Source organism: Nakamurella sp. PAMC28650 (genome assembly GCF_014303395.1).
Lineage (GTDB): Bacteria > Actinomycetota > Actinomycetes > Mycobacteriales > Nakamurellaceae > Nakamurella.
Genome location: NZ_CP060298.1, coordinates 2,722,362 through 2,739,071, shown reverse-complemented (window position 1 = coordinate 2,739,071; position 16,710 = coordinate 2,722,362). Strand labels below are relative to the sequence as shown.

Below are 16,710 nucleotides of genomic sequence, written 5' to 3'. Positions count from 1 at the left end.
TCCCATCACCGGGAAGTTGATCCATGCAGCCCCCGTCACCACCGGTCGCAACGAACCGACCGGCAGCCAGTCCGGTGCCGCCGGCAGGAATTGGCCGAACTAGGCGAGCGCGGCGTCCAGCGTGATGGCCACGCCCGTCAGCGCCTTGGAGATCGGGCAGGTCTCCTTGGCCGCCTGGGCCGCAGTGGCGAAACCGTCGGCGTCCAGCCCCTCTACCTGGCCACGGACGGTCAGCTTGATGCCGGTCAGCCGGAATCCGCCGGCCGGGTCGGGGCCGAGACCGACCGAGGCGTCGGCGATCAGGCTCTTCACCGTGCCACCGGCCTCGCCGATGATCGCGGACAGCTGCATCGCGTAGCAGGACGTGTGGGCAGCCGCGATCAGTTCCTCGGGGCTCGTCGCTCCGCCGGCCTCGTCTGCGGCGCGGCGCGGGAACGACACGTCGTAGGTACCGGCACCCGAACTGACGAGCGTGACCCGGCCGGACCCGTCCGGCAGCCCGCCGCTCCACTCGGTCCGTGCTGTGCGTGATGGCATGTGCGACTCCTTCGTTCGAGGGACCGTCCTCGTGGTCCGGCCCCGTCCAGGTGACCGGACCCCGACAATTCCCTGACGCAACCATGTGTCGCATCCGGTGCGGGGGCCCGGAGATACCTGACCATGGTGCCCTACGGCCGGCTCCGGCCCACCGGTACCGGTGACGACCGTCTTGAACCCCGGGTGCTGCGACGGGCGCGGGCCACGAGGAACATGGCCACGACCATGATCAGGACCACCACGGCGATTCCGGTGATGACCCACCACGACGTCCCGGCCGCCGGTATCGCCGGGACGCCGGTCGCAACGACCGGCGGTGCAGTGCCGCCGGACGGAAAGACGATGGTGGCCATCGCATCCCGGCTCACCTCACCGCTGGTCAATGTGATCCGCGCGTCCCATGGTCCGTTGGGAAGTCGTGGGTCCAGAGCGATGCCGACCGGTTCCGTCTGGCCCGGCGCCAGCGTGCTGCCCAGCACCACCTTGAACGGGCCGCCACTCAGCCCGCCGGGGCCGTTGGTCAGATTCACCGTCCCGCTGAGATCGATCGCACGCCCCCCGGTGTTCCGGACGGTCGCTGCGAGGGTGGGGCGACCGTCGGACCCCCGGCCCGCCACCAGTTGTTCGACGATGAAGTCGGTGGCCGGCGGGTTGCCAGGACCGATCGACAGGTAGATCCGGATACCGACCCGGCTGACCTGTTCGACGCCCGCCAGGTTGCGCGAAGCGACCTGGGCCCAGACCACCCCGTAGCGCTCCCCCGGTGCCGCATCGCGCGGCACTGCGATCCTCACCGTCGGCTCCGCGGACGTGCGGGGCGGGAGACTGATCAGTGGCCGGCTGACCGAGGTCCACCGGGTCAGCTCGTCCACGTCGCCCTGGAGTCCTCCGGTGAACGATCCACCGGCGATCGTCGCCGCGGTGGCGTAGAGGCTGACCGCCGCGGTGGCAGCGGTCGTGTTCACCACTTCGATGCGCCGGGAGATCACCGCGCCAGGTGCCAGGTGATCGATGATGTAGATGTAGCTGTGCGCCCGCGGGTCGTTCTTCTCGCTGACCGGAGCGTCGACCAACTTTATGCCGATGACGGGCGTGGACGGAAGGTCACCGCCCGCCGTCGGTGCCGCCGTGGCCTGGACCGACTGGTTGGCCGCCGGCGTCGTCGGATTCCCGGTGGTCGACGCGGCGACCGCCCCGGTCCCGGCTGTGGTGAACGCGAGCAGTCCCGCCGCCACCACTGCGATCAGGAGCTGACGCACCGGATCATGCGACGGAGGTGGTCAGCGTGCCCGTGTACAGACCGGCCAGGGCGGTGGATGGAAGCGAGACCGTCAGGACGGGATTCCAGGCCACCGTGTTGATCCCGCTGATGGACGTCGGGGCGACGACCGAGGCCGCGGTCGTGGTCAGAGTGGTGGCCACACTTGCCGGAATCGTCGGGACCCCGAGCACGATGGTGATGGCGCCCGCGTTGTAGCTGATACCCGTCGACACGGTGGGACCTGGACCGGTGAACGTGGTGGAGCTGACCGAAGCCACCCAGGGCGTGGTCACGCCGCGGGCATCAGCCACGGTGACGAGCCCCAGCGACCCGCTCACCGAAGCCGCCCAAGGGGCACTGCCCGACAGCACGGCCGCCGTCGTCGGAGTGATTGCCAGAACGCCACCGGTCAGGGTGAAGGTGGTGACCGTCGGGGAACCCACCGCCTCGGCCTGGGCGCTCGCCCCCAGGGTGAGCCCGATGACCAAGGTGGCGACGGCAAGAAATTTGAGGCTCTTGTGACGTTCTCGTGGGCGTCTTGACCCCTGGTTGTGGGCGACACACCGTGCCCGGTATAGCTTCTGGATTATCTAGAAACAGTCACTATCCAGGAGCACGGTGTGCGCGGTGTAACGATATGGCGAAAGCTGCTCGGTGTCGAGCAACTGCAGGTGCTGGACATGGAGTGGGAGGGGGCCGCCGGCCAGCAGGTGCTGGTCGTCTCGGTGCGTCCGAGCAAGGGCGCCCGGAGCAGGTGCAGTCGATGCCGACGTAGATGCCCGGGCTATGACCAGGGCGGTGGGATTCGTCGGTGGCGGTCGCTGGACTGGGGGTCAACGATGGTGTTCCTGCAGGCTGCGGCCCCGCGGGTGAGTTGCCAGAGGCACGGGGTGGTGGTCGCGGCTGTGCCGTGGGCCCGACCCGGCGCTCGGGCGACGGGAGCGTTTGAGGACCAGTGTGCGTGGTTGGCGGCGCACACCGCTTCGTCGGTGGTGGCGCAGTTGATGCGGACGTCGTGGCGGCATGTGAGCGCAATCATCGAGCACGTCGTCGCCGACGGTTTGGCCGGCCGGGACGTGTTGGCTGGGCTGCGGCGGATCGGTATCGATGAGATCTCCCACCGCAAGGGACACCGCTATCTGACGTGTGTGGTGGATCAGGACTCAGGCAGGTTGGTGTGGGCCGCGCCGGGTCGCAACAGCGACACGCTGCACCGGTTCTTCGACGAGCTCGGCCCGGACCGAGCGGCGGCGCTGACGCACGTGTCCGCCGATGGGGCGCAGTGGATCCACGACACAGTGACGGTCCGGGCCCCGCAGGCGGTGTTGGGGTTGGATCCTTTTCATGTTGTGGGGTGGGCCACCCGGGAGTTGGACAATGTGCGTCGTCAAACGTGGAACATGCTGCGGGGCAACAGTAGCTCCGCGCAGGCGTCGTCGGTGAAGGGTAGTAGGTGGGCGTTGCTGAAGAACCCCGCGGACCTGTCCCCGGAGCAGCGCGGGTCCCTCGCTTCGATCGCGAAGACCAACCGAAATTTGTATCGGGCGTATCTGCTGAAGGAGCAACTGCGGGCCGTGTTCCAGGTCAAGGGCCAGGGCGGCCGGGAACTGTTGGCCGGGTGGATCGCCTGGGCCAGCCGCTCCCAACTGCCCGGGTTCATCGCCTTGGCAAAGACGTTGAAGCGGTTCCAGCAGCTGATCTGGAACACCCTGATCCACCAGATGAGCAACGCTCAGTCCGAGGCCACCAACACTCACCTACGGGCCTTGACCCGCCGGTCCTACGGCTTTCACAGCCCAGAAGCGTTGATAGCCATGGCGATGCTTACCAGAGGCGGGTTATGCCCGCCGCTACCAGGCCGCTAACTGGCCCACGAAAACGTCAGGAGACCCAAATTTGAACCGCATGGCAGGTCTCTTCCAGAAATCGTATTCAATGCCCGAACCGAAACGGATGATTTTCGTAACTGGTCAGGTCTCACCGCGGTGAAATAGACTGTCATTCATTGGGCGAATAGACCGGAGAATGTCGATCTATGTGGGGTGAGCCGTGTCGGCGTGTCGCCGAACAATGGTGTTGTCTGATGCGATAATAATGGAATGACGCAGCCGACGTACGCCGAACTGGTGGAACTGATCGTCGAAATGCGCACCGAACTGAACATCCTCCGCGCCGAGAATGCGGCATTAAAGGTGCGGGTCGCGGACCTGGAAGCACGGTTGCGGACCAACTCGCAGAACTCCTCGAAGCCACCATCGGCGGACGGACCCGGCAAGGCGAAGACCAGGTCGCTGCGCACGCCGTCCACACGCAAGCCCGGCGGACAGGACGGGCACCGCGGGCAGACTTTAGCCCAGGTCGCCGACCCGGATGTGGTGATCCGCCACGAACCGAGCTGCTGCACTGGCTGCGGATCGGATCTGGCCGATGCGACCGAGGTTGGCTGCTCACGCCGGCAGGTCTTCGACATCCCGCCGATCAAAGTGCACGTCACCGAACATCAGATCATCAGCCGCCGCTGCCACTGCGGGAAGACCTCGACCGGCGACACACCCGCCCAGGCGGGCGGACCCGTGCAGTACGGGCCGGTGATGTGCGCGGTCGTCATCTATCTGTTCATGGGGCAGTTCCTGTCCAAGAAGCGGACCGCCCAGGCCATCAGCGAACTGTTCGGCATTCCTGTCTCTGATGGCACCGTCGCCGCGGTGACCAGTCGCGCCGCCGGTGACCTGGGCGAATTTTTGGCCCAGGTCACCGCCCGCTTGAAATCCTCTCCGGTGGTGCACTTTGATGAGACCGGGCTGCGCTGCGAAGGTCGCAACCACTGGCTGCACTCCGCGTCCACCCCGGCCTTCACCAGACTGTTCTTCCACCGCAGACGCGGTACCGAAGCGATGGCCAAGATGAACATCCTGCCCGGCTTCACCGGCACCGCCGTCCACGACGCGTGGGCACCGTATGACACCTACACCGCCGCGCGGCATGCGCTGTGCAATGCGCATCTGCTCCGCGAGCTACAGGCCGTCACCGACCACCACCACGCCAGCAACACAGACCTGCCCGGCGCCTGGTGCTGGGCGCAGCAAGTCCGCGACGCGCTGCTCACCCTGCACAAAGCGGCCGCCGCCCACCCCGACACCCCCGTCGACCAGGCGGTCATCGCCGCCGAAACCGTCAAGATCCGGCACGCCCTCCTCGCCGCCACCCACCCCGACGGCGCCATCGGCCGCAAACACCGAGCACTGGCCCGCCGCATCCACCGCAGAGAAGTCGACTACCTCAAATTCGCCTCCGACCCGGCGATCCCGTTCACCAACAACCCCGCCGAACAAGAGATCCGCATGACCAAGATCCGACAGAAAATATCGGGCACCATGCGCACCGAAAAAGGAGCCGGACACTTCGCGGACCTCCGCTCCTACCTACAAACGACCGCAAAACACAGCGTACCAGCCCTGGCCGCCCTCACCCAGCTGACCAGCAGGAACCCCTGGCTACCCGCCCACACCTGACCAGTTACCAATTCTTTACAAAATAGATGACACCTACTGAACCCAAATAAGAAAGGAGGGACATGATGAATTATACCCAAAACGACAAACCACCGAGGAGCGTGCTCAACACCTTGCGCGCACTCGTACCGCAGCGAGAAGCTACCTTCACAGAGGCACTGCGAATCGCCGAACAGCAAGCTCAACGGTTCCTGCGCCGCCTGCAAGTCCAGACCGGACCCGTGTCGGATGACCTACTGCTCGATCTGCCACGCATCACCATCGAGTACATGGGACGGATGCCGACCAGCGGCTGTAGCTTCTGGGACAACGACCGAAAGACCTGGATCATTCAGGTCAACTGCGACGAACCACTGACCAGACAGCGCTTCACCCTGTTTCACGAGTACAAGCACATCGTGGATCACGGTCGCACCGACCAGCTGTACGGCATCGGCCGGGACGCGGGCAAGCACGCCGAACAAGCCGCCGATTACTTCGCCGGATGCGTCCTCATGCCGCGTCCGCTCGTGAAGCGGGCCTGGTGCCAGGGCATCCAGACAGCCGAGCAACTGGCTATCTGGTTCGACGTCTCGCCGGTTGCCGCCCGCGTCCGACTGGCACAGATCGGCCTCACGGATGACGAGCCGATGGCTCGCTGCATGCCGCCGAAGACCGTCGGCGCTTGGGCGTCTCGACAGACTTTCCGCTCGTACTACCGCCAGCTCAGCACCCGACCACTCGCATTGCAGGAGACGTCATGACACAGACCAACGCTCGAACCGCGACATCAGACTTCCCGGCGGTTGAGAAGTTCGCCGTCTCATACCTGCGGGTGTCGACCACCCGGCAACTGGACACCGCCTCCGACGTCGACCCCGACGGCAACTCGATCGCCACCCAGCGGGAAGTCTGCGGCGGCAAAGTCGACAAGCTGCACGCCACGCTGCAGAAGGAGTTCTTGGAGCCGGGCAGCTCGGCCCAGACGATCGAGAAGCGGCCCGTCTTCCGACAGATGCTGGCCTACCTGGCCGAGCACCCGGAGATCGACTACGTCGTGATCTACCTGCGCTCGCGTGCCTTCCGCAACCTCGGCGACGCCGTCATCACGAAGCGCCGGCTGGAGAAGATGGGCGTCAAGCTCGTTTCCGCCAAGGAGGACTTCGGCGAAGGCATCATGGCCGACGCTATGGAAGCCGTCACCGACATCATCAACGAAGTGCAAGTCCGCATGTCGGGCGAGGACATCAAGGTCAAGATGCAGCACAAGGCCGAACAGGGCGGCACCAATGGCGGGTCTTCATATTTAGCAGACATCCCATGTCGATTGGTGTCAAGCGGCGGGTGCCATTGCAGTTTGCGTGACGCTGGCTGAGGAGTTCCAGGCGACGGTTTCGTCGTAGAGGGTTCCGCTCTCGAGGCAGCCGTGCAGGATGCCGACGAGTCGGTTGGCGACTTGGCGGAGGGCTGCGTGGTGGCCGGTTCCGCGGGCTCGGATGGCGTCATAGTAGGCGCGGGTGCCGGGCGATCCGTTGAGGGAGCCGTAGGCCTGCAGGTGCAGGGCGACGCCGAGCCGGCGGTTGGTGGCGTGCCGGGCTAGGACGACGGATTTTTTCCCCGATGCCCTCGTGATCGGGCTCTGTCCGGAGTAGTTTTTTCGGGCGCGGGAGTTGGCGAACCGTTGCGGGTCGTCGCCGAATTCGCCCAGGACGCGGGCGGCCAGGACCGGTCCCAGGCCCGGCTGGCTCCGGTAGATCTGCGCGGCCGGGTGTCGGTCAAAATTTTCTGCCATCACCGACTGCATCGCGGTGATCTGTTCGTTGATAGCGGTCAGGATCTTGACCTGGCCGAGCACGATCGCGGCGTAGGCCGCCTCCACGGCGGCGGGTTGCCGAAGGCCCGGCGTGTGCAGCAGCGTGAGCAGTGGTCCGGCTTTGTCCTGGATGTGGTGCCGCCGCGCCGCGGCCAACGCCGACACCACCTGGCTGCGGGTGAGCCGGGCGGAGCGGGCCGGGTCCGGCGCGCGGCTGAGCAGGATGAGGGCGTCCGTGGCGGCTAAATCCGAAAATGCCTGCACCGCAACGGGAAAGAAGTCAAGTAGTGCCGATCGGAGGCGCAGCACGTGCCGGACACGTTCCCAGATCAAGTTTTGATGAGCACGGCCCAGTAGCTTCACCGCGTCGGCCAGGTTGGTGTCCCCGGCGATCTCGCGGTGATGGGCTCGGTCTAGCCGGACGATCTCGGCTAGGACGTGGGCGTCGCCGGCGTCGCTTTTGGCCCCCGAGGTGGAGTACCGGTCGCGGTAGCGGGCCGAGGACATCGGGTTGATCGCGTAGACGTGGTAGCCCGATGCTCGTAGGGCGACCACCCAGGAGCCGCGGTCGGTTTCGATGCCGACGAAGACCCGGTCGGCGGTCTGCTCAGGGGTGAGGTCGACCCAGTCGGCGGGGGCATGCTCGGCGACCAGCGCGTGCAGCTTCGCGATTCCGTCCAGTCCCTCGGGCAGTCTGGCGCGGCTGAGCCGCCGCCCGGTGTCGTCCTCGATCTCGATGTCGTGGTGGTCCTCGGCCCAGTCGTCGCCGATCATCAACAGCATTGGCCCCAGCTCTTCCCTTGTCCGTGTCTGGCCTGGTGGAACGGGCGGGCAGCATGCGGAGGCTTCTGCGACCTAATGAACAAGTGCTCACGTCCAACCGCCCGGGCACGACATCTCATCAGCAGTTTCCAGCCGCCGGCAACCGGTGGGCGCACGGTCTGCTAATAGGCATCCCCGAAGAGGCGGTGCCCGGGGCTAAAGGAGTGCTGACCCACCGGCTGCTGTCGTCATCAAGCCTTCCAGAGTTCAGGCTTGATAGCTCTCATTAGGGCTTGAGCGTGGTTGCCGCCCGGCGTGATGCGCGGGTGCAGGCGAATCGTATCCGGCGTTTCTGGTTGGTGGGGTTACGGAACCCGAACGCGATGCGGCCGATGTGCTTGACGATCCGGTTGTAGCCTTCGGACCGGCCGTTGCTGATGCCGGTGAAGATCCCTTCGATGATGGAGGATCGCCAGTCGTCGACGGTCTGCGCGAGGCGGCGGATCTGCGCCGATGTCGATGTGGTCGGCGCAGAACATCTGGAAGTCGGTGAGTCGCTGCCAGACCAGCGCCCAGTCTGGTTCGGTGCCGGCCAGCTTCAGCAGGTGACGGAGCAGTTCCTTTGCTCGCCAACAGTTGTGCAACCCGCCGGTGGGGTCGGCGGCCTTCATTGCCTGGAACATCTTGACCCGTTCCGCGGCGGTCAGCGTCTCGCCGGCGCGCAGCAGAGGAGTTGCGCCCGCGCCCACTCGGGGTCGATCTTGCGGCCCCGGCGGCCGCGGTTGGTCCAGGCCAGTTCCCGCCGGTAGTCGGTGACGGCCCGGTTGGCCAAGGCGACCAGGTGGAAGCGGTCCAGGATGACGATCGCGTGGGGCAGCGCTTCCCGGACGACCTTGGCGTAGGTCGCCGAGGTGTCGATCGCGACGTGCGTGATGCCGGCCCGCCACGCATCGGTCTGAGCCTCGATCCATTCGATGACCGTCTTGGAGCTGCGGCCGTTGACCTGCGCGAACAGCCCACCAGGGCCGCTGATGTCGACCAGCCCGGTGTCGAACCGGTCGATCCATACCTTCACCCCGGTGTCGGTCGCGATCTCGTAGCGGCCCTTGCCGCGGCGGGTCTCGTCGATGCCCAGCACTGTCACGGCCGGCGGTGGCCCGGCAACGGGGATCATCAGCTCGGCGTACGCGACGAACGCGCGGTGCGCGATCGGCCAGGTCATGCCGTACTCGCCGGCGACGTCGGACACCGACCGGGTGTGTTCGCCGATCGCCTCGGCGGCCCGTTGCCGCAGCCGGGTCGTCAACCGGGACCGGGCGGGGATGCCCGGGAGCGATTCGGTGAACGACTTCCGTTCGCACCAGACGACTTTGCAGTGCCACTTCTGTTTGCGCCACAACAGGATCGGGACATCCGGTCCGATCGTCACGTCCCTCGGCCGCGTCGTGACCCAGCCTTTCGGCGAGCTGGACTGCTCACCGCACTGCGGGCACCACCCCGCCAATTCCGGGTCCGTCACACACTGGGCGACCCGCCGGCCGTCCGCGTCCAACCGGACGTCGATGACCTGCAATCCTTCGATTCCTAACAGCAGTGAACTACCCTGATCCATGGCTGGTGGTCCTTCGGTCTGGGTGCGTGAGAACAACCAGTTTGCAAGGACTACCAGCCCTCAACCCCGCCGACGCGCCGCCGCCCGTCAGGCCACCCCAGCCCTAATGAGAGCAATCGGGTCTCACATCTGCGAGGCTTGGTTGCGACAGCAGCCGGTGGGTCAGCACTCCTCTAGCCCCGGGCACCGCCACTTCGGGGATGCCTATTGGTAGACCGTGCGCCCACCGGTTGCCGGCGGCTCGAACTGCTGATGAGATGTCGTGCCCGGGCGGTTGACGTGAGCACTGGTTCATTAGGTCGCAGAAGCCACCGCATGCTGCCGTGTGTTCCATCAAGGCTGTGGACAACGGAAGGACTGGGCCAATGCGGTTGATGATCGGCGACGACTGGGCCGAAGATCACCACGACATCGAAATCGAGGATGAGACCGGGCGGCGCTTGTGCAAAGCCAGGCTCCCGGAGGGATTGCCCGGGATCTCCAGGCTCCATGAGCTGATCGCTCAGCACGCCCCGAGCGACTGGACGGACCTCACGCCAGAGCTGGCCGCGGACCTGGTCTTCGTCGGCACCGAGACCGACCGCGGTCCGTGGGTGGTGGCATTGCGGGCAGCCGGCTATCACGTGTTCGCGATCAACCCGATGTCTTCGGCCCGCTACCGGGAGCGGCACAGCACTTCCGGTGCTAAGCCTCGATCAGTGGACCTGGTCGGTTCCTGACCGGCGTGGAAACTGAAGAAAGTGCCCTTGAACTGCGATAATCGGTTTGTCTAGAACCTGATTGGCGCGGATCGGAAGGACACTTTCAGTGAGATTGTTGCACGCCTGGAAACCAGATGCAGCGACGTTCGACGATCAGAATCTGGTGTCGGCGGCCGGGCTGGTCCCGGTGCTGGCGCTGGCCGAACGGACCCAGCTGCCGGAACTGGTCGGCCGGCAGCTCCGGTTCGACTCCGAACGGATCGCCTCAGCGGCGGCGAACCCCGTCGGGAAGATCATGTCGATCATCGCCGGGATGCTGACCGGCGCCGACTCCATCGCCGATCTGCAGATCATCCGCTCTGGCGGATCGCAGAAACTGTTCGGCGCGGTCTACGCACCTTCGACATTGGGGATGTTCCTGCGGGAATTCACCCACGGACACACCCGCCAATTGTCGGCGGTCCTGGCCCGGCACCTGCTGGCCCTGACCCGGCGGACCGGGGTGCTGGCCGGCATCGATGTGCAGGCGTTCATCGACATCGACTCGCTGCTACGACCGGTCTACGGACACGCCAAACAGGGCGCCAGCTTCGGGCACACCAAGATCGCCAACCGGCAGGTGTTGCGCAAAGGACTCTCACCGCTGGTCACCACCATCAGCACCGCGATCGCCGCACCGGTGATCGCCGGGGTCCGCCTGCGGGCCGGGAAAGCCGGATCCGGGCGGGGCGCCGCCTCCATGGTCACCGAAGCGATCAACCTGGCCCTCGCCGCTGGTGCCAAGCCGGCGACCATCCTGGTCCGCGGCGATTCGGCCTACGGCTACAGCGATGTCATCGCGGCGGTCCTGCGAGCCGGCGCCAAGTTCTCGTTCGTGCTCACCAAGAACAAAGCAGTCAACCGGGCCATCGGCGCCATCCCGGCCGACGCGTGGACGCCGGTACGGTATCCCGGCGCCGTCATCGACCCGGACACCGGAGAATGGATCTCCGACGCCGAAGTCGCCGAGATCAGCTACACCCTGCTGGCCGGCACCGGAAAGGCCACCACCGCCCGGCTGATCGTCCGCCGCGTCAAAGACCGCAACCACCTCGACGAACTGTTCCCCGTCTGGCGCTACCACCCCTTTTTCACCAACAGCACCGAAACAGTGACCGACGCCGACATCACCCACCGCCAACACGCCATCATCGAATCGGTGTTCGCCGACCTGATCGACGGGCCCTGGGCCCACCAGCCCTCCGGCCACTTTCCGGCGAACTGCGCCTGGACCATCCTGGGCGCTATCGCCCACAACCTGCTCCGCGCCGCCGGCACCTGCATCGACACCGCCCACGCCGTCGCGCGAGGAGCGACGCTGCGGCGTCGGCTGATCAACGTCCCCGCCCGGATCGCCCGACCCCAAGGCCGCCGCATCCTGCACCTACCCACCCACCACCCCCACCAACGTCAGTGGAAACAGCTATGGGACAACGTGTTCAGCCCGCCGCACCAACAATCGTCCGCAGCCTGAAACTACCCGAACCCGGCCGAGAACGCCGCCACAGGAACCACATTGGACACGCTGGAGCAGACCAGCAGATCAACCACGCCCGACCCCAAAAACGACACACGAACGACCGTCCGCCTCCGCAGCAAGATCATCATCCAGGCAGGTCCACTGATCGAGGCTAAGAGCGACGCCGGTGATGCTCACGTCTTGGCAGAAATAGTCCGCGTCGACCGAGATCACCACCGCGAGATCGCCGGTGACACCGATCTGGCCGATGCAGTGAAGCTGCTGGCCCGCGCCCACCAGAACCTCATCTGGGAACGAGTTCGTCACACCTTACGGATGCGGTCAGCGCTGTTGGAATTCTTTCCCGTTGCGGTGCAGGCATTCCCGGATCTGGCTGCCGCCGATGCGCTGATCCTGCTCGGTCGCGCACCTGACCCTGACCGAGCCGCAAAACTGACCCGTGGCCAGGTGGTGTCGGCCTTGACCGCAGCTCGCCGACACCACGTGGACGATCGGGTCGAACCACTGCGAGCACTGCTGCGGCAACCAGCTCTGCGGCAACCTCCCACCCTCGAGGCGGCCTACGCCGCCGTGGTCGCCAGCCAGGTCAAGGTGCTCACAGCACTGAACGAGCAGATCACTGCACTGCAGGCTGTGATGACACAAAATTTTGATCGACACCCGGCCGCCCAGATCTACCTGAGCCAGCCGGGCCTCGGACCAATCCTGGCCGCCCGGGTACTGGGCGAATTCGGGGACGACGACACGCGATTCATTAACTCCCGCGCCAGGAAGAACTACTCTGGCCAAAGCCCGATTACCCGCGCATCGGGGAAGAAGACCACGGTGATGGCCCGCTACGCCACGAACCGCCGACTCGGAGTGGCCCTGCACCTGCAGGCATACGGCGCCCTCAACGGATCACCAGGTACCCGCGCGTACTACGACACCATCCGAGCAAGGGGAACCAACCACCACGCCGCTCTCCGCCAGGTTGCCAACCGCCTGGTCGGCATCCTCCACGGGTGCCTAGACTCTGGCACCCTCTATGACGAGACAGTAGCGTGGCCGGCCGAACCCATCAACACGCGGGAACCGATGACCTCAGCTGCTTGACACGACTCGACATGGGATGTCTACCAAGTTCGAAGAGCCCCAATGGCCGCGCACGCATCGGCTACCGGAACGTTCGCATCGACTACGAAGGTCGACAGGTCAACACCATCGCCATCGACGAAGAGCGGGCACCGCTCACCCGCAAAGCCTGGGAGCTCTACGCCACCGGCGACTACTCGCTCGAGCGGCTTTGGGAAGCCATGGCCGACCTGGGTCTGACTACCCGTCCGACGCGGCGTTGGCCATCGCAGCCGGTGTCCGTGTCGAAGCTTCATCGAATGCTGCGCGACCCGTACTATACCGGGCTGCTCGTCTACAAGGGTGCCACCCACCCTGGCCGACATGAGGCAATCATCAGTCAGCAACTATTCGACCGCGTGCAGGAGGTCATGGACGCCCGGTCTCAACGTGGCCAGCGCGACCGGCTGCTGTTCCACTACCTAACCTCGCGCTTTCACGCGGATACTGACCGGGGTGTTTCGAAGTAAGCGAAAGGTGCCCCTACCTGCGATAATGAGGGTCTTCGAGGTCCACATCGTCAGCAAACTGGAGCACCTTTCTGATGCAGCAGCCTACCGGCTTCTACCCGCCGTTGACAGTGGACACGACCGCGAAGCGGGTGGTGTCCCACGCCGGTGCGGTGCTGCTGGTCGCCACGGCCGGCAGGGTCGGTTTGGACCGGGAGTTGTCGGCGGCGTTGGCGCCGTGGCGCAAGCAGTGGGCAGTGCTGGACCCGGGGAAGATCCTGCTGGACCTGGCGATCAGCGTCGCCATCGGCGGGGACTGCCTGGCCGACATCGCGGCGCTGCGCAGCGAACCCGCGGTGTTCGGGCGGGTCGCGTCCGACCCCACGGTGTCCCGGCTGATCAACACGTTGGCCGCCACCCCGCAGGCGGCGTTGGCGGCGATCAACCGCGCCAGAAGCGTTGTCCGCGATCGGGTGTGGAGACTGGCCGGGAAGGATGCCCCCGACTTCGAGGCGTCGCGGGACCGGCCGTTGATCATCGACCTGGACGCCACGTTGATCACCGCCCACTCGGACAAAGAGTGGGCGGCGCCGACCTACAAGAAAGGCTTCGGGTTCCATCCGTTGGGGTCGTGGGTCGATCACGGCCCGGACGGCACCGGCGAGCCGCTGTCGATGATGCTCCGCACCGGTCGGGCCGGCGCCAACACCGCCGCCGATCACATCGCGGTCACCAAAGACGCGTTGCGGCAGTTACCGTTCGCCCGCCGCGGCGGTCGGATCGGCCGGATCGGCCAGAAGGTGTTGATCCGCGCCGACGGTGGCGGCGGCACCCACGAATTCCTGGGATGGCTGGCCGGACAGGGACTGTCGTACTCGGTGGGGTTCGGGTTGTCGCAGGACATCGTGGACAAGATCAACCAGATCCCCGACCAGGGCTGGACCCCGGCCTACGACGGCGACGGGAAGGTCCGCGACGGGGCGTGGGTCACCGAACCGACCGGGATGCTGACGTTGAAGACGTGGCCGCCGGGAATGCGGGTCATCGTGCGGGCCGAACGTCCGCATCCCGGGGCGCAGTTGCGGTTCACCGACGTCGACGGGAACCGGTTGACCGCGTTTGTCACCAACACCACCGGTGGGCAACTCGCAGATCTGGAGTTGCGGCACCGGCACCGGGCCCGCTGCGAGGACCGGATCCGCGGCGCCAAGGACACCGGATTGCGGAACCTGCCGCTCACCGGGTTCGCGCAGAACCAGATCTGGGTCGCCGTCGTCCAGTTGGCCACCGAGCTGACCGCCTGGTTGCAGATGCTGGCCTTGACGGGTACCGGAGCGCGCCGTTGGGAACCGAAACGACTGAGGCTTCAACTGTTCTCCGTCGCCGGGATCATCGCCCGCCGATCCCGACGCACCTACCTTCGGCTGTCCGGGCACGCCCCGCACCGGCACCTGTTCACCACCGGCCTGACCCGACTGCACACCCTCCCGCAGGCCACTTGACCCCAAGCAACCCCACCCGACCAGCAACAAGAAGAACCACCGGAACGTGGAATCCGGCACCACCCAGGTGACCTTGGGTCGCTCCGACGAACCCGCAGACCCCGCGGCGGGCGTCACAACACCAGATCTATCGCGCAGAGGGAAGGCCGACCATCTCAAGAAAGATCGAGGCTAAAGGGCTTGCTGTACTGCGATCGCTGCCGCCAGAACGGCCGCACGTCCCGCATGATCTACACGGAGGCCCAAGGGCGCGGTGGCATCCGCTATGAGTACTTCCTCTGCCGCGGACGGCAAGACGGACTCTGCGATCTGCCCCACCTCCCAGCCGCGCAGGTCGAGGATGCGATCACCCGGCACTACGCCACGCTCGGGCTTCCTGCCAACTTCGTCGCGGTGGTGCGCGGAGAGCTCGAAGCGACCATGGCAGACCAACAGTCCACCGTGAAGGAGCTGCACAGCCAGCTCAAGACCCAGCTGGCCCGGCTCGACGTGCAGGAAGAGCGGTTACTTGACCTCGCCGCCGAGGGCGATCTGCCGAAGGAGAAGATCAAGGCCCGGCTGCGCAAGATCCAGCAGGAGCGAGCATCTGCCGAACGTGGTCTCGATGAGACGGCCGAGCAACTGGCCGTCGGGGCGCAGATCCTGACGACCTACCTGGAGCTGCTTGAGCAGCCGCAGAAGTTGTACGAACGGTCACCAGACGAGTCGCGGCGCACCCTGAACAGCGCGTTCTACGAGGAGATCTTCCTCGAAGACCACGGCGTCCAGTTCGACGTGAAGACACCGCCGATCCGAGAGTTCCACGATGCCGTCCCGGCGTTCCACATCCGCCAGGCCAACGATTCGTCTCGTCATTACCGCACGTCAGGGGCATCACGGCAGACCTGGGCAAAAACGGGCGGAATGGACGGGGACGTGAAAAGAGGCCCTGTCGTTGCCGACAAGGCCTCTTTGTCCACCTGGACCTACTCACTCGCTGACCATTTTCAGGTCGGTGGTTCGAGTAAGCACGTCTTGGTCGGGATGACAGGATTTGAACCTGCGACCCCTTGACCCCCAGTCAAGTGCGCTACCAAGCTGCGCCACATCCCGGCCGCCCGGCATGCCGGGCCTGCCCAGACTACCGCAGCGCGCATGATGGTCGGGACCGCTCGAGGCCGGCGGCCACTTCTTCGAGGGAGCAGACCTGACCACCGTCATGATCGGCCCCCTGCTCGCCATGCTGCTGGTCGTGCTGGCCGCGGCGGCGGCGCTGGTCGTCAAACTGCAGGAACTGGGCCACGCGCGGGACACGCTGATCGCGGTCGTCAGAGCCATCGTGCAACTGGCGCTGGTCTCGCTCGTGATCGGTTACGTGCTGCGGTCGATGTGGTTGACGGCGGCGTTTCTGACATTGATGGTGATCGTCGGTGGCGGGACGTCGGCCAAGCGGATCACCGGATCGCTCCGACTCAGGTCCTGGTGGGCCGTGGTTCCGATCCTGTCCGGCCTGTTGCCGGCGCTGGCCCTCATCCTGGCCAGCACGGTCGTCCCGCTGCACCCGGTCGCGGTGCTGCCGAGCGCCGGCATCCTGATCGGCGGCGCGATGACGGCGACGTCACTGGCCGGCCGGCGCACGGCGGACGAACTCGCGGTACGGCACGGTGAGTACGAAGCAGCACTGTCGATCGGCCTGGTGCGACGCGACGCCGTCGTCCTGGTGGCCAGACCGGCCGCCGCGCTGGCCCTGATCCCGGGGATGGACCAGACCAGGACAGTCGGCCTCGTCACGCTGCCCGGAGCCTTCGTCGGGGTCCTGCTCGCCGGTGCATCGCCCTGGCAGGCCGGAGCCACCCAGGTGCTGGTACTGGTCGCCCTGCTGCTCGTCCAGGCCATCGCGGTCGCGGTGACCGTGGAACTCATCGCCGCCGGTCTGCTGCCGGCGGGCAAAGTGGTGCTGACCCAGTAGCG

At 66.0% G+C, this 16,710-nt stretch carries 14 protein-coding genes, 1 tRNA gene and 2 pseudogenes; 11 read left to right on the top strand and 6 right to left on the bottom strand.

Translation table 11 applies throughout. From position 1 onward, the window contains the following. Positions 1–99: 99 nt before the first annotated feature. The 3 genes from H7F38_RS12450 to H7F38_RS12440 all read right to left on the bottom strand — a co-directional run bounded on the left by H7F38_RS12450 (position 100) and on the right by H7F38_RS12440 (position 2,286). The gene (locus H7F38_RS12450; RefSeq protein ID WP_187094318.1) at positions 100–537 is read right to left on the bottom strand and encodes an OsmC family peroxiredoxin; all 438 of its coding nucleotides are present in this window, start codon (positions 535–537) and stop codon (positions 100–102) included. 131 nt (positions 538–668) lie between these two features. Next, positions 669–1,796, bottom strand: coding sequence for a hypothetical protein (locus H7F38_RS12445; RefSeq protein ID WP_187094317.1), 1,128 nt, complete (start codon positions 1,794–1,796; stop codon positions 669–671). Between the two features lie 4 nt (positions 1,797–1,800). Then, on the bottom strand, positions 1,801–2,286 hold the full coding sequence (locus H7F38_RS12440; RefSeq protein ID WP_187094316.1) for a hypothetical protein: 486 nt from the start codon (positions 2,284–2,286) through the stop codon (positions 1,801–1,803). Between the two features lie 132 nt (positions 2,287–2,418). Between H7F38_RS12440 and H7F38_RS12435 the strand changes: the two genes are divergently transcribed. From H7F38_RS12435 to H7F38_RS12420, 4 genes are all read left to right on the top strand, one after another. Further along, the gene (locus tag H7F38_RS12435) at positions 2,419–3,663 is read left to right on the top strand and encodes an ISL3 family transposase (protein WP_187092690.1); all 1,245 of its coding nucleotides are present in this window, start codon (positions 2,419–2,421) and stop codon (positions 3,661–3,663) included. Between the two features lie 234 nt (positions 3,664–3,897). Beyond that, a complete protein-coding gene (locus tag H7F38_RS12430; RefSeq protein ID WP_187094315.1) occupies positions 3,898–5,310 on the top strand; it encodes an IS66 family transposase in 1,413 nt (470 codons plus the stop codon). Positions 5,311–5,372: 62 nt separating this feature from the next. Next, on the top strand, positions 5,373–6,053 hold the full coding sequence (locus tag H7F38_RS12425) for an ImmA/IrrE family metallo-endopeptidase (protein ID WP_187094314.1): 681 nt from the start codon (positions 5,373–5,375) through the stop codon (positions 6,051–6,053). After that, a complete protein-coding gene (locus H7F38_RS12420; protein WP_187094313.1) occupies positions 6,050–6,664 on the top strand; it encodes a recombinase family protein in 615 nt (204 codons plus the stop codon). Before H7F38_RS12425 ends, H7F38_RS12420 begins: the two co-directional genes overlap by 4 nt. Here the strand turns inward: H7F38_RS12420 and H7F38_RS12415 are convergent. Beyond that, positions 6,623–7,882, bottom strand: a complete 1,260-nt coding sequence (locus tag H7F38_RS12415; RefSeq protein ID WP_187094663.1) for an IS110 family transposase — start codon at positions 7,880–7,882, stop codon at positions 6,623–6,625. The two genes, H7F38_RS12420 and H7F38_RS12415, sit on opposite strands and share 42 nt — an antisense overlap. A 268-nt stretch (positions 7,883–8,150) precedes the next feature. Then, positions 8,151–9,476: pseudogene (locus H7F38_RS12410) on the bottom strand (ISL3 family transposase). A 365-nt stretch (positions 9,477–9,841) separates the two neighbouring features. Between H7F38_RS12410 and H7F38_RS12405 the strand changes: the two are divergent. The 6 genes and pseudogenes from H7F38_RS12405 to H7F38_RS12380 all read left to right on the top strand — a co-directional run. Then, positions 9,842–10,180: pseudogene (locus tag H7F38_RS12405) on the top strand (transposase); the annotation flags it as partial. A gap of 103 nt (positions 10,181–10,283) precedes the next feature. Further along, positions 10,284–11,690: an IS1380 family transposase gene (locus H7F38_RS12400; RefSeq protein WP_187090283.1), complete on the top strand. Its 1,407-nt coding sequence runs from the start codon at positions 10,284–10,286 to the stop codon at positions 11,688–11,690. Between the two features lie 186 nt (positions 11,691–11,876). Then, positions 11,877–12,791, top strand: a complete 915-nt coding sequence (locus tag H7F38_RS12395) for a transposase (RefSeq protein WP_187094312.1) — start codon at positions 11,877–11,879, stop codon at positions 12,789–12,791. Then, positions 12,788–13,279 (top strand): recombinase family protein, encoded by a 492-nt coding sequence (locus tag H7F38_RS12390; RefSeq protein WP_222618618.1) that lies wholly within the window; start codon positions 12,788–12,790, stop codon positions 13,277–13,279. The genes H7F38_RS12395 and H7F38_RS12390 overlap by 4 nt, the downstream gene beginning before the upstream one ends. 74 nt (positions 13,280–13,353) lie before the next feature. Then, positions 13,354–14,760, top strand: a complete 1,407-nt coding sequence (locus H7F38_RS12385; RefSeq protein WP_187090722.1) for an IS1380 family transposase — start codon at positions 13,354–13,356, stop codon at positions 14,758–14,760. A 225-nt stretch (positions 14,761–14,985) separates the two neighbouring features. Continuing rightward, positions 14,986–15,813 carry a hypothetical protein gene (locus tag H7F38_RS12380; protein WP_370531319.1) on the top strand — a complete coding sequence of 276 codons (828 nt, stop codon included), beginning with the start codon at positions 14,986–14,988 and terminating at the stop codon, positions 15,811–15,813. Here H7F38_RS12380 and H7F38_RS12375 read toward each other — a convergent pair. Beyond that, positions 15,776–15,852: transfer RNA gene (locus H7F38_RS12375), tRNA-Pro, on the bottom strand. The two genes, H7F38_RS12380 and H7F38_RS12375, sit on opposite strands and share 38 nt — an antisense overlap. Positions 15,853–15,958: 106 nt before the next feature. Here H7F38_RS12375 and H7F38_RS12370 point away from each other — a divergent pair. Further along, on the top strand, positions 15,959–16,708 hold the full coding sequence (locus H7F38_RS12370; RefSeq protein WP_187094310.1) for an ABC transporter permease: 750 nt from the start codon (positions 15,959–15,961) through the stop codon (positions 16,706–16,708). Positions 16,709–16,710: the final 2 nt, after the last annotated feature.

What these genes read in the sequence shown, in the direction of transcription:
- H7F38_RS12450 (WP_187094318.1), bottom strand. Translation starts at nt 537, where the DNA reads ATGCCATCACGCACAGCACGGACCGAGTGGAGCGGCGGGCTGCCGGAC.
- H7F38_RS12430 (WP_187094315.1), top strand. Translation starts at nt 3,898, where the DNA reads ATGACGCAGCCGACGTACGCCGAACTGGTGGAACTGATCGTCGAAATG.
- H7F38_RS12425 (WP_187094314.1), top strand. Translation starts at nt 5,373, where the DNA reads ATGATGAATTATACCCAAAACGACAAACCACCGAGGAGCGTGCTCAAC.
- H7F38_RS12420 (WP_187094313.1), top strand. Translation starts at nt 6,050, where the DNA reads ATGACACAGACCAACGCTCGAACCGCGACATCAGACTTCCCGGCGGTT.
- H7F38_RS12385 (WP_187090722.1), top strand. Translation starts at nt 13,354, where the DNA reads ATGCAGCAGCCTACCGGCTTCTACCCGCCGTTGACAGTGGACACGACC.
- H7F38_RS12380 (WP_370531319.1), top strand. Translation starts at nt 14,986, where the DNA reads ATGATCTACACGGAGGCCCAAGGGCGCGGTGGCATCCGCTATGAGTAC.
- H7F38_RS12370 (WP_187094310.1), top strand. Translation starts at nt 15,959, where the DNA reads ATGATCGGCCCCCTGCTCGCCATGCTGCTGGTCGTGCTGGCCGCGGCG.